Source organism: Pontibacter sp. HSC-36F09 (assembly GCF_024171605.1).
In the GTDB taxonomy this organism is placed as follows: domain Bacteria; phylum Bacteroidota; class Bacteroidia; order Cytophagales; family Hymenobacteraceae; genus Pontibacter.
The window spans coordinates 21,761-33,894 of the sequence record NZ_JALKAA010000001.1; the positions used below are offsets into that span (position 1 = coordinate 21,761).

Here is a 12,134-nt window from a genome sequence, read left to right on the forward strand (position 1 = left end):
TCGGCCAGATATAGCTGCAAAACTTGCTGCTTAAGCGGCCTTTGCTTTTTTCATTCGGTTGCTCTTATACCACATAAATCCTACTGTACCGACAAGTAAATAAGGAATCAGCATGAGGTATAGGATGCCCGTGTTCAGCCCCGCTCCTACCTGCGAGTCAGAGTCTGTTTTACCGGTTCCAACGTTAGACTCTACAGTGGCACGGCACATGGCGCATTGGCTATAGGCATCAGTTGACACAAAAATCAGCGTAAGCATCAGCAAGCCCGCAAAAAGTATTCTGAATGATTGGCGTTTCATAATCTTAAAACAAGCGTTTAATGTTCCTGGTTCTAACTATAATACGGAGAAATCAAAATGTAGACAAGTACACCCGTTACAGCCACGTAGAGCCAGATCGGGAAGGTCCACTTTGATATACGACGGTGACGTGCAAACTGCTCAGAAAAGGCAAAATACACGGAGAGGAGTACCAATGGCACGATCACCACGGCAAGCACAATGTGCGTGAGCAGTATAAAGTAGTAGAAAAGCTTCAAGATGCCATCTCCGCCATATATCGTGCGCTCTCCCAGAAAATGGTAAGTCACGTATGATATCAGGAAGATAGCAGACAACCCAAAAGCGGTGCCCATGGCCGTGCGATGGACTCTTATATTGCCTTTTCTAATATTGTAATAACCGATAACCAGGAGAGTGGCGGTCAGGGAATTCAAAATGGCGTGTAGTGTTGGCAGGAAAGACACATCAATCGCATCTGAACCTTCCTTTGGCATAAAGAAAAGCATGGCCACTACGACAGGTATAGCAATCGACAAAATAGCTATTACTGCTAAGAATTTCCTGTCATTACCAGCAGCGGGGCTATTTCGATTTACTGTATTCATCTAAAAGAACTTTAATTTCCAGTATAAGGCGATCCACATCCTCTTTGTCGGTACCATCATAAATACCTCTCACATACCTGTCCTTATCCACCAGCATAAATTTTTCGCTGTGAATAAAGTCCTGCTGACCTTCTACCTTCATCACGGGCAAATAAAAACCCTTCTGTGCAAGGTTGTAAATTTTATCGCGGTCTCCGGTTAGGAAGTACCACTTGGCAGGATCGGCATTATAGCGCTCTCCGTACTCACGTAGCACTTCCGGGGTGTCATGCTCCGGGTTAACAGAAAAAGATACAAGTTTTACCTGTTCTTCATCCTGAAAGGCTTCCTGCACACGAACCATTTGCGACGACATTTCCTTGCAAATATCCGGACAGGTCGCAAAGAAGAAGTCCGCTACATAGATTTTGCCATCCAGCTCGTTTTGAGAAATTGTCTGCCCTTGCTGGGAAGTGAACTCGAAGACAGGTACTTGGTTGAATAGGGTGTCCCCCTGTGCATCACGTACAACATCGCCGGTAGCGGTAACCTGCGGGAAATATTTACGGAGTGTGTAGTGGTGTTCACCAAAACTACCGATAAATATAAAAATAAGAAGAGGCACTAATAGTAGGATCCCTAATATTAGTGCCTTTGAGTTACTCATAATCTATGTACTTAGTTGAAGTAGTTTGTAATGGAATCGAAGTAATAACTTCCTTCCGAAATAAGTGCTACCATAAGCCACATGATAAGGGCCAGCGGTATAATGATAGACCAGACCAAAGCCTTCGTTTCATGCTTTAAGTGCATGAACTCCGCTACAATATAGAATGCTTTAAAAATGGTCAACACAATGAAGATAGCATTACGCAGTGTACCTGCATCCATTGTAAAAGCGAAAAGAAACTCAACCGCCGTTAAGGCTACCAGGATAAAAAACGTTTTCCAGATAACCTTTGTCTGCGCTTTAGGTATTTCACCTGTCTGGTGAAAATCGTTGGAGTGATCCGAATGAGCTGCCATAGTATGCTTTATTTTTATAAGGCAGTATCCGGTATTCCACGGATACTGCATCTGTTTTAGAGTTTGACTTATTAATTAGATCAGGTAGAAGAAAGTAAATACGAATACCCATACCAAGTCTACAAAGTGCCAGTACAGACCAATCTTCTCCACCATCTCGTAATGGCCACGCTTATGGTATACTCCGTTTACTGTACTGATGAAGGCAATCACCAAGAGTACCCACCCTATAGTTACGTGGAAGCCGTGGAAACCAGTAATAAAGAAGAACAGGTTAGCAAACAAAGGCGGACCATATTGGTTCATGGTCATGTTAGCACCAAAAACCCTGGAGCCGTCAGCCATTAGCATACCTTCGTCAGTGCCCACGATAAAGTGTGTCCACTCCCAAGCCTGGCAACCAAGGAAAGTACCACCAAACAAGATTGTCCAAAGCAACCACTTCTGAACGTCATTTTTGTCCATGCGGTGACCAGCTTCCACAGCCAGTACCATTGTTACAGAACTCAGAATGAGGATCATGGTCATCAAGGCCACGAATGCCAGCGGCAGATCTACACCATGAAAACCAGGGAAAGCATTGAACACTTTCTCAGGTATAGGCCACCATTCCGTTGAGAATTGAAAGTCTTCCGGACTGCCTGTATAAGGCAGGTGACTGTGACGCGACAAACCATAAACGATCAGGAATGCCCCAAAAGTAAATGCGTCAGAGAGCAGGAAAAACCACATCATGAGTTTTCCATAGCTCGCTTTTAGTGGTTCATTGCCACCATCCCATGTACCTGTTTTAGGTTCTTCCAGCGTAGTTGATGTAGACATAGTTTAGTATTGAAAAAAACGTGTTTAGTGATTTAATCTCAAAAATATATACAAGTATAGCCAAAGGCCGCCCAGGAAGTGCCAGTAAATGGTGCATAGCTGTATACGCAGCATGTTCTTGGAGTGGACCTTGTAACGTAAACTTGACATTATTACCACTGCCACATAAATAAGGCCAGTGATCAGGTGAAAACCGTGTACACCTGTTAATACATACATAAATGAACCGGAAGGGTTACTTGCTTCTCCTCCAAAGTACACATTATTGGTTACCAATTCGGCCCATCCGTTCCACTGTCCGATCAGAAAAGCGATGCCTAACCCGAACGTTAAGTACAACATAAGGCGCAGCCTGGCTATATTGTCCTGAGCTGCAGCGTTATGGGCAAGCTGCATGGTAACGCTGCTCAGGGCGATAACCACCGTGTTAATCAATAGGATGTTTGGCAGGTCAAACTCTAACCAGTTGCCTTCCGCACGACGCACCAAATAAGCGCTCGTAAAGGCTGCAAACATCATAATTATACTAATAATAAGCAACGACAGTGTGAATTTTAATGGATGAATTCCTCCTGTGTTGTTCTCCTCCCCCAATGATTTGGCAACCATATCCATATTCTAAATTTTATCTAAAACGAAAGCTATCTGCACGATAGGCAAATACAAAAACGACCCAAACATAATGTTCATTGCGGCCTTATTGGTACAAGTGCGCATCAAATGAAAAGTTTGAGCCAAAAACAATACACCACAGATCACAGCGATAAGCGCTGAGGTAGTACCTGTCATCCCAAACTGCAAAGGCAACAAGCTAAGCGGAATCAGAAGCAAGGTATAGATCATGATTTGTATCGCAGTTTTCAGATTCTTTCCTCCTTCCATTGGAAGCATTTTAAATCCAGCTCTTTTGTAATCTTCGTCCAGCACCCAGGCAATCGCCCAGAAATGCGGAAATTGCCAGATAAACTGTATCCCGAAAAGAATCCATGCCTCCACACTTACGACTCCTGTCGCAGCTACCCAACCGATCAGCGGAGGCAATGCGCCAGGTATAGCTCCAACAAAAACATTGATGGGGCTGATTCGCTTTAGTGGCGTGTAAATGAATCCATAAAGAATGAGCGACAACAGCGCAATCGCTGCCGTCAGCGTATTAAAGAAACCGGCCAGAATCGACAAGCCCCCTACTCCTATCAGCACACCGAAAGTAGCAGCTTCCGCTACACTAAGCGTACTCGTTGGAAGCGGTCTGTTTGCCGTGCGCTTCATTAACTTGTCGAGGTCCTTCTCCAGTATCTGGTTCACAATATTGGCTGCGCCTGTGACCATTAACCCTCCCAGCATCACCAATGCAATCTTTATCCAACTTCCTCCCGGGTGCCCTAGTATATAGCCTATGGCACTTGAGAAAGCCACCGTAAAACTCAGTCTAAACTTGAGGAGTTTAAAGTATGCTGATGCCTTTTCTGCCGTACTGGCTAGAGTCACTACCGATTCTGATCTGTCTGTAATCATTAGTTAAGAACCACTACCGGTTTTTCGACCGCCTTTTTAGAGGCGTAGTAATAAAAAATCAATATTAGAAACTGAACACCGAATAGCAGGGTAGCTATCGTCAGGTGCAATGGTTGCAAAACTGCAGGGATAGCAAAATGAGCCATGATTACCCCAAATGCGATCTCAGCAACGAGCAGCACCATCATCCAGTTTACCATCATATTCAACTGGCGGTCTTTTAGCTTATAAATTAAATAAGCCATATAAACATGCATCGCCAGTAACAGGATTGAGAAAGAGCGATGGATATAGAAACTCAGCCCAAGCTGATCTACCCAAAGATCTCTGTTACTTCCATTCATTTCAAAAGCTACGACATCCACTTCCTCACGTACCTGCGTTCCGATCAGTATCTGAACAAAAGTAGCGGCGGCTACGAGTCCAATGACAAAAAACAGGTGCCTGGAAGCTTTAAACCGTGGCGAAATAAAAGTAGCCTGTGAACGAATAACTGCATACTGCAGTAATGCCACCAGCACAAGGGCCAGTGCCATGTGTATCGTAATAGTAACCGGCAGCAGGTTAGTAGACACTACAATAGAGCCCAGCCAACCTTGGAAACCAACCAGTATAAAACTTAGAAGCGAGAGATAGAAAACAGACTTGTCAGTTTTTAGGTAAGGTATAGCATACAGTACCGTCAGGAAAATTAAAACCCCGATCACGACCCCTACCAGACGGTTGATATATTCAATCCACGTCTTTGTCACATTGAAATCTGTTTCAATGTGCTGCAGTGGGTGATCGCGTAGTTCGCCTGCGGCTTTGTCAAAACCTACCTTATCCAGAAACCCTGCTAGTTTCTGATTCTTTTCTACACGTTGTTCCTTGTAGACTTCCAGATAATCATCTGGTAATTGGCTAACATCAGTTGGAGGAACCCAACTGCCAAAACACTTGGGCCAGTCCGGACATCCCATTCCTGAGCCCGTGCTCCGCACGATTCCTCCAACTAATATTAGAAAGTAAACAGCTAATACTGTTAGTACTCCAATATTCCTAAACCTTTTGTATGGAAAAGATTTATCTATCATTTAAGCTATTCTAAATCTCTCTCGTAAGGCAGGTTTGAAGACTGCGTCTGAGAGAAAGGCACGTTCTGTGGAATATAATCCTCAGGAGCACCTGGTTTGCTATAATCATAAGGCCATCTGTAAACAGCTGGGATCTCACCTGGCCAGTTGCCGTGTCCCGGGTTAACAGGAGTCGTCCACTCCAGTGTGTTCGAGTGCCATGGGTTAGCAGTAGCACGGCGACCCTTGAAAATGCTGTATACGAAGTTGAACAAGAAGATCAACTGTGCTGTAAAGCCCAGAATAGCCGCAATACTGATGAAGCTGTTCAGGTCAGTAAAGGTGTTGAACGCATCAAAACCAGTCCAGGAATAATATCTTCTTGGGAAACCTGCGATACCGATATAGTGCATTGGCATAAACACCAGGTAAGCAGACAGGAATGTCAACCAGAAGTGAACGGCTCCGAGTTTTTCGTCCATCATGCGGCCGAACATCTTCGGGAACCAGTGGTATATACCGCAGAACATACCGAAGAAAGCTGCAGCACCCATCACAAGGTGGAAGTGAGCGATTACGAAGTAGGTATCGTGCAGCTGAATATCCAATGCTGAGTTACCAAGGATGATACCAGTCAAACCACCCGAGATGAAGAGCGATACGAAGGCAACCGCATACATCATTGCCGTAGTGAAGCGGATATTACCTCTCCAAAGAGTTGCGATCCAGTTAAACACCTTCACTGCAGATGGTACTGCAATAATGAGGGTCAGGAACATGAAGACTGATCCCAGGAACGGATTCATACCTGTCACGAACATATGGTGAGCCCATACTACAAACGATAGCACGGCAATACCCAACATGGAACCGATCATGGCTCTGTAACCGAAGATCGGCTTACGAGAGTTGGTAGCAATTACCTCGGAAACAATACCGAAAGTTGGAAGGATTACGATGTATACCTCTGGGTGACCAAGGAACCAGAATAAGTGCTGGAACAGAATGGCGCTACCACCAGTGTTTGAAAGAGCCTCTCCTGCAATGTAGATATCAGAAAGGAAGAAACTTGTACCAAAGCTACGATCAAAGATCAGAAGCAATGCAGCTGACAATAGAACCGGGAAAGAAAGCAGACCCAGTATGGCAGTCAGGAAGAAAGACCAGATTGTCAAAGGCAGCTTCGTCATCGACATACCTCTTGTTCTCAGGTTGATCACAGTGGTAATGTAGTTTACACCACCCAGCAACTGCGATACAATGAACAATGCCATGCTTATCAACCACAACGTCATACCCAAACCTGAGCCGGAGATAGCTTGTGGTAATGCACTCAGTGGCGGATAAACCGTCCAACCACCACCAGCAGGACCTGTTTCGATGAACAGTGACCAGAACATAATCACGCTTGCCAGGAAGAATATCCAGAAAGAAAGCATGTTCATGAAACCAGACGCCATGTCGCGGGCACCGATCTGCAACGGAATCAGGAAGTTACTGAATGTACCGCTCAGACCAGCTGTCAGTACAAAGAACACCATGATTGTACCGTGCATGGTAACGAGTGCCAGGTAAAACTCCGGATCAATTTTGCCATTCACAACCCAGTTACCTAAAATAGGCTCCAGGAAAGTAAAAGTAGCTTCAGGCCAGCCAAGCTGTAAACGGAAAATAATAGACAGGAAACCACCAATAAAGCCCCAGAAGATACCTGCAAAAAGAAACTGTTTTGCAATTACTTTATGGTCCTGGCTAAAGATGTACTTCTCAAAGAAGTTTTGGTCGTGATGATGATCATGCTCGTCGTGAGCATGATGTACATCCTTATTTAGAGAGATATCTGTACTCGACATTGTTGATTTTAGTTAATGCTACAACTCTGTTTTTACTTCTTCTGTACTCTTCTCCAGTACCACCTGATCTTTTGAATCCTGGGTGAACTTTGTAAGAAGCTGTGGGTTCTGCTCGATAAAAGGCGTCTGCGAAGCTAACCACTCCTCATATTCCTCAGGTTCATCAACAACTAAGATAAAACGCATCGCAAAGTGGCCACGTCCGCAGATTTCAGTACAAGCCAATTCAAAGTTGAAATCAGGGTTTCCGGTTTCGGTGCGTACTTCAGCTGTTGTTTTTGTTGGCACAAACCAGAATTTAGTCGGCATACCTGGCACGGCATCCATTTTTACACGGAAATGCGGCAGGAACACACTGTGAATAACGTCACGGGAGCGTATCTTCAAATGTACGGGCTTACCTTTTGGCACGTGAATCTCACGTGGCATAAAGTCGTCCATAGCGTTTGGATCACTGAAGTCCACGCCTATTTCATTGGTAGCGTCAATGAGGTGCACATTGGCTTCTCCTAATTTCCCATCGGGACCTGGGTAACGAACTAACCAGCTAAATTGCTTGCCCATCACCTCTATTACTACAGAGTCAGCAGGTGCAGCACTTGTGATGTTTGTCCATGTTTTCCAACCGGCAAATACCAATAGTGCCATTACAACTGCAGGAATCATGGTCCAAACAATCTCCAGTTTGTTGTTGTGAGGGTAGTAGTAGGCACGCTTTTCATCTTTATGCTGGTATTTGTAAGAATACCAGAAAAGGAGAATCTGCGTGATCACGAATACAATTCCGATCACAATCATCGTAGTCCAGAAAAGACTATCTGTCCAGGCGCCATGCACAGAGGCAATCGGCTGGTTCATGTCATCCCATGCATCAGCAAAGGACCAGGCAAATGCCGCTCCTCCAACAATCAGAAAGAGGAGCATCAGAATGCTATTTACTTTGTTACTTGTCTTGGTGGTTCCTGCAGCGCGCTGTGTCGATCCTCTGAAAATGGAGGCTAGCGTACCGATCCTGAATAGCAGGAACAGTATTACTAGTAACAGGACGATGGATAAACCTATGGCTAACGTAATCATTGTATAATGCTTTTAGTATGACTAAACATGATGGTGAACACTCTCCTCCAGGAAAGGGTGATTTACTGGCACAAGAGAGGCTTTTGCCAACCCTTTTGTGAATGTAATCAGGAAAACTCCCAGGAAGATCAATGTAGTGCCAATCTCAATAAATCCGATACCAGCATCTGTACGCAGTGTACCCGGCATCATCATCAGGTAGAAGTCCAGCCAGTGGCCAATCAGGATGGCGATTGTAACAATCTTCAACATAATCATCTGGCGTTTTGCATCTCTTGTCATCAAAACAAGGAAAGGGAATGCAAAGTTAACTAAAAGATTAACGAAGAATATCCACTTGAAATGGCCGCCGTTTCCACCCAGGCGTTCGATGAAGTAAATAGATTCTTCCGGAATGTTTGCATACCATACCAGCATGAACTGAGAGAACCAGATGTATGTCCAGAAGATGGAGAAAGCGAATACGAATTTACCCAGGTCATGTAAATGGTTTGCATTTACCATTTTCAGGTAGCCGTTCTGTTTTAGCATGATCACAGTCAGCGTAATCACCGCCAGGCCAGATACCCACCAGCTGGCGAATACGTACCAGCCAAACATGGTTGAGAACCAGTGTGTATCAATTGAAAGTACCCAGTCCCAGGCAGAAGTAGAAGAAGTCACACCGAAAACCACCAGGAACATAGCAGAGATTCTAATACTCTTGTGATAGTAGTTAGTGCCTCCGTTCAGGTCTTCGTTAAGAGAGTTTCTTCTCAACCAGTTGAAGAATAATATCCATAGCACGAAGTAAGCTACCATTCTGATCAGGAAGAACCAGAAGTTCAGGTAAGGCGCCTTACCAGCAATAATGGGGTCGTACTGAGGGTTTGGCGTCACACCATCCTCTAAGAACTGGTTGTATAGGTAATCATGTGTCCAGTGGAAAATGTCATGACCACCTAAAAGGAATGTGATCAGCATCACGGCACCACCTATTGGCAGGTAGTAACCCATGGCCTCAGGTATACGCTTGATCAGTACAGACCAACCTGCGTAAGCCACATATTGTACGGCTACGAAGAACACGCCTACCAGCGCAATACCAGTAAAGTAAACGTTATTCAACCAAAGGTTCATGTAGAGCCTTTTGGACCAATGAGCTGCCTCGTGTCCGGCGGCGGCCGCTTCACCATGCCCTTCGGCTTGGTGGCCACCACTCAGCGCAGCTATGATTATACCGGCTATAAGCAATACAACACCTATAGCTATCATCAAGAAAAACTTGTTATTTGTTTTTCTGGAAATGATGAGTCTTTCTTCTGTCATTATCCTTTTGATATTATGCCTTAGACTTAGTTAGTAGGTGTAGTACCTGTTGCTGTCGTATCTGCCGCTGCAGGAGCTGGCACTTCGCCACCCTGTAACTGCTGCACATACATGACAATTTTCCAACGCTCCGTCGGATTAACCTGTGAGCCATGTGGTAACATGCGGCCACGTCCATTTGTGATCACATGGTAAATGTGACCTTCAGGAAGAGTGGCTACCCGGCCAGCAGAGTAAGAGGGAACACCTTTGAACTTCTGTCCTACAAGACCTTGTCCGTCGCCCTGCTCACCATGGCAAGGAGCACAGAATCTGGTGTAAAGCACTTGTCCTTCTGCCAGATTAAGCCCATTCTTTTCCAGCGGGTTTTTAAGTTCAGCACCTGCTACTTCAGCCTCGTCTTTGGACAAGTACATGTTGTAGCCCATTTTACCGCGCGCTACCGTACCTGGAGCCGGTTCACGCATGTTCATACCGCCAGGGTTGTATAAGTTTTCCTTTACCTGAGAGTAAGGATCCAACGCCACAGAGTGGTACATGTCCGGAGCATACTCAAGACCTGGGTCTTTCTCACTGCTGCATGCTACCAGCACGGCACCTGAGAATAGTACGGCAGAGGCTTTAATACCTAAATTTAGTAGACCTTTCATTATTTGATTACCTCCTTCTCGTTTACTTCGATGGCACCATTTGAGCGAAGCAGGTTGTTAAGGGCTGAAATATCAGTCACACCTTCTTTTACCTCTATCGCCATCACATACTTGTCGTCCGTGGAGCGCTTGTCAAAAACGTTCACCTTGATGGAAGGCTTCAGCTTTGTGACAATAAAGAAAGTGATCACCATACCGAATGCAGAGCATAGAACGGTAAGTTCGAATGTTACCGGAATAAATGCTGGCAAGGCGATGTGCGGCTTACCACCGATGATCATCGGCCAGTCGAAACCAAGCATCCAGATCTGCATCCAGAGCGCGAAACACATTCCGAACAGACCGCATAAAAATGCTACAATTGGAAGCCTTGAACGCTTGATACCTAATACATCATCGATTCCGTGAATTGGGTACGGCGAAAAAACTTCGTAAATTTTAGTACCGGCAGCCCGGACGTTCTCGATGGCCTGCAGCAGGACATCCTCATCATCGTAGATACCTAGAACGAATTTTTTAGTCATTGCTATGGATGTGTATTAGTGTGCGAATCCTTGTTAGTACCGTGCATTGCATCATTCGGGTGGTGCTTCACTTCAGATGAAGACTTCAGAATGGCTTTCACCTCAAACATGTTGATTACTGGGAAGAACTTAGCAAACAACAGGAAGAGCGTGAAGAACAGACCGATTGTTCCAACATAGACACCAATGTCGATGATAGTCGGAGAGAACATAGCCCATGAAGATGGCAGGAAGTCTCTGTGCAGTGAGGTTACGATGATTACGAATCGTTCGAACCACATACCTATGTTTACGAAGATGGAGATAATGAAAGTAGCTGTCAGGCTTCTTCTGATGCTTCTGAACCAGAAAAGCTGCGGCGTAATTACGTTACATGTCATCATGGACCAGTAAGCCCACCAGTAAGGACCGGTTGCGCGGTTGATGAAGGCGTACTGCTCATACTCTACACCGGAATACCAGGCAATAAAGAACTCTGTAATGTATGCCACACCCACGATAGAACCTGTCAGGATAATTACCTTGTTCATGGATTCCACGTGCTCCAGTGTGATGTAATCTTCCAGTTTGAACGTTTTGCGGGTAATGATCATGAGCGTCAGTACCATGGCGAAACCGGAGAAAATCGCACCTGCCACAAAGTATGGGGGGAAAATAGTGGTGTGCCAGCCTGGAATTACGGACGTTGCAAAGTCCATGGATACAATGGTGTGTACAGAAAGTACCAGAGGTGTACAGAGACCAGCAAGGATCAGGGATACAGTTTCATGACGAGACCATGCTTTTGCGGAGCCAGTCCAGCCCATGGAAAGAACTGCGTAGGCTCTGCGGGCAATTGGACCAGTTGCTCTGTCGCGGATGGTAGCAAAGTCAGGTATAAGACCGATGTACCAGAATACAAGCGAAACAGAGAAGTAAGTAGAGATCGCGAACACGTCCCAAAGAAGCGGTGAGTTGAAGTTTACCCAAAGCGAACCGAAGGTGTTTGGCAGTGGGAGAACCCAGTAAGCCAACCAGGGACGGCCCATGTGCAGAACCGGGAACATCGCGGCGCAAATTACGGCGAAGATCGTCATCGCCTCTGCCGCGCGGTTAATGGAAGTTCTCCACTTCTGGCGGAACAGTAGAAGGATCGCTGAAATCAGCGTACCGGCGTGACCGATACCTACCCACCACACGAAGTTGGTGATGTCCCATGCCCAACCTACAGTTTTGTTAAGCCCCCACTCACCTATACCGAACCACAGTGTGCGGTAAGTGGAATAAATGAAAATAGCCAGACCTACAAGAGCTACAGCAAGGGCTGCCGCCCAACGTGCGTTGGGCTTGGCCTCCACCTGTCTGCAGACATCTTCGGTGATATCGTGGTATGTTTTACCCCCCGTTACCAGAGGCTCTCTTATCGGAGATACGTGCTGCATAGCGCTATCTAATTTAT

Annotated in this window: 14 protein-coding genes; all 14 read right to left on the reverse strand. The window is 45.5% G+C overall.

The window, feature by feature from the left end; genetic code table 11:
• Positions 1–30: 30 nt before the first annotated feature.
• The gene (locus L1278_RS00085; protein WP_253400475.1) at positions 31–300 is read right to left on the reverse strand and encodes a hypothetical protein; all 270 of its coding nucleotides are present in this window, start codon (positions 298–300) and stop codon (positions 31–33) included.
• 32 nt (positions 301–332) lie between these two features.
• Positions 333–887, reverse strand: coding sequence for a DUF420 domain-containing protein (locus L1278_RS00090; RefSeq protein ID WP_253400476.1), 555 nt, complete (start codon positions 885–887; stop codon positions 333–335).
• Entirely contained in the window at positions 865–1,533 is a 669-nt protein-coding gene (locus tag L1278_RS00095) for an SCO family protein (RefSeq protein ID WP_253400477.1), read from the reverse strand. The genes L1278_RS00090 and L1278_RS00095 overlap by 23 nt, the downstream gene beginning before the upstream one ends.
• A gap of 11 nt (positions 1,534–1,544) precedes the next feature.
• The gene (locus tag L1278_RS00100) at positions 1,545–1,892 is read right to left on the reverse strand and encodes a cytochrome C oxidase subunit IV family protein (RefSeq protein ID WP_253400478.1); all 348 of its coding nucleotides are present in this window, start codon (positions 1,890–1,892) and stop codon (positions 1,545–1,547) included.
• A gap of 75 nt (positions 1,893–1,967) precedes the next feature.
• Positions 1,968–2,714, reverse strand: coding sequence for a cytochrome c oxidase subunit 3 (locus L1278_RS00105; protein WP_253400479.1), 747 nt, complete (start codon positions 2,712–2,714; stop codon positions 1,968–1,970).
• 24 nt (positions 2,715–2,738) lie between these two features.
• Positions 2,739–3,329: a cytochrome c oxidase subunit 3 gene (locus tag L1278_RS00110; RefSeq protein WP_253400480.1), complete on the reverse strand. Its 591-nt coding sequence runs from the start codon at positions 3,327–3,329 to the stop codon at positions 2,739–2,741.
• A gap of 3 nt (positions 3,330–3,332) precedes the next feature.
• Entirely contained in the window at positions 3,333–4,229 is an 897-nt protein-coding gene (gene cyoE, locus L1278_RS00115) for a heme o synthase (RefSeq protein ID WP_253400481.1), read from the reverse strand.
• Positions 4,229–5,305, reverse strand: a complete 1,077-nt coding sequence (locus tag L1278_RS00120; protein WP_253400482.1) for a heme A synthase — start codon at positions 5,303–5,305, stop codon at positions 4,229–4,231. Before L1278_RS00120 ends, cyoE begins: the two co-directional genes overlap by 1 nt.
• A 5-nt stretch (positions 5,306–5,310) precedes the next feature.
• Positions 5,311–7,137: a cbb3-type cytochrome c oxidase subunit I gene (locus L1278_RS00125; protein WP_253400483.1), complete on the reverse strand. Its 1,827-nt coding sequence runs from the start codon at positions 7,135–7,137 to the stop codon at positions 5,311–5,313.
• An 18-nt stretch (positions 7,138–7,155) separates the two neighbouring features.
• Positions 7,156–8,214 carry a cytochrome c oxidase subunit II gene (locus L1278_RS00130; RefSeq protein WP_253400484.1) on the reverse strand — a complete coding sequence of 353 codons (1,059 nt, stop codon included), beginning with the start codon at positions 8,212–8,214 and terminating at the stop codon, positions 7,156–7,158.
• 21 nt (positions 8,215–8,235) lie between these two features.
• Positions 8,236–9,522 carry a quinol:cytochrome C oxidoreductase gene (locus L1278_RS00135; RefSeq protein ID WP_253400485.1) on the reverse strand — a complete coding sequence of 429 codons (1,287 nt, stop codon included), beginning with the start codon at positions 9,520–9,522 and terminating at the stop codon, positions 8,236–8,238.
• Positions 9,523–9,548: 26 nt separating this feature from the next.
• A complete protein-coding gene (locus tag L1278_RS00140; protein ID WP_253400486.1) occupies positions 9,549–10,172 on the reverse strand; it encodes a cytochrome c in 624 nt (207 codons plus the stop codon).
• Positions 10,172–10,696: a DUF3341 domain-containing protein gene (locus tag L1278_RS00145; RefSeq protein WP_253400487.1), complete on the reverse strand. Its 525-nt coding sequence runs from the start codon at positions 10,694–10,696 to the stop codon at positions 10,172–10,174. The genes L1278_RS00140 and L1278_RS00145 overlap by 1 nt, the downstream gene beginning before the upstream one ends.
• Before the next feature lie 2 nt (positions 10,697–10,698).
• Positions 10,699–12,117, reverse strand: coding sequence for an NrfD/PsrC family molybdoenzyme membrane anchor subunit (gene nrfD, locus L1278_RS00150; RefSeq protein ID WP_253400488.1), 1,419 nt, complete (start codon positions 12,115–12,117; stop codon positions 10,699–10,701).
• Positions 12,118–12,134 lie beyond the last annotated feature (17 nt).

Bases quoted from the DNA above. Each gene is read 5' to 3' on its own strand.
- L1278_RS00090 (WP_253400476.1), bottom strand. From the start codon at position 887: ATGAATACAGTAAATCGAAATAGCCCCGCTGCTGGTAATGACAGGAAA.
- L1278_RS00110 (WP_253400480.1), bottom strand. From the start codon at position 3,329: ATGGATATGGTTGCCAAATCATTGGGGGAGGAGAACAACACAGGAGGA.
- L1278_RS00140 (WP_253400486.1), bottom strand. From the start codon at position 10,172: ATGAAAGGTCTACTAAATTTAGGTATTAAAGCCTCTGCCGTACTATTC.
- L1278_RS00095 (WP_253400477.1), bottom strand. From the start codon at position 1,533: ATGAGTAACTCAAAGGCACTAATATTAGGGATCCTACTATTAGTGCCT.
- L1278_RS00130 (WP_253400484.1), bottom strand. From the start codon at position 8,214: ATGATTACGTTAGCCATAGGTTTATCCATCGTCCTGTTACTAGTAATA.
- L1278_RS00145 (WP_253400487.1), bottom strand. From the start codon at position 10,696: ATGACTAAAAAATTCGTTCTAGGTATCTACGATGATGAGGATGTCCTG.
- L1278_RS00120 (WP_253400482.1), bottom strand. From the start codon at position 5,305: ATGATAGATAAATCTTTTCCATACAAAAGGTTTAGGAATATTGGAGTA.
- L1278_RS00125 (WP_253400483.1), bottom strand. From the start codon at position 7,137: ATGTCGAGTACAGATATCTCTCTAAATAAGGATGTACATCATGCTCAC.
- cyoE (WP_253400481.1), bottom strand. From the start codon at position 4,229: ATGATTACAGACAGATCAGAATCGGTAGTGACTCTAGCCAGTACGGCA.
- nrfD (WP_253400488.1), bottom strand. From the start codon at position 12,117: ATGCAGCACGTATCTCCGATAAGAGAGCCTCTGGTAACGGGGGGTAAA.
- L1278_RS00100 (WP_253400478.1), bottom strand. From the start codon at position 1,892: ATGGCAGCTCATTCGGATCACTCCAACGATTTTCACCAGACAGGTGAA.
- L1278_RS00105 (WP_253400479.1), bottom strand. From the start codon at position 2,714: ATGTCTACATCAACTACGCTGGAAGAACCTAAAACAGGTACATGGGAT.
- L1278_RS00085 (WP_253400475.1), bottom strand. From the start codon at position 300: ATGAAACGCCAATCATTCAGAATACTTTTTGCGGGCTTGCTGATGCTT.
- L1278_RS00135 (WP_253400485.1), bottom strand. From the start codon at position 9,522: ATGACAGAAGAAAGACTCATCATTTCCAGAAAAACAAATAACAAGTTT.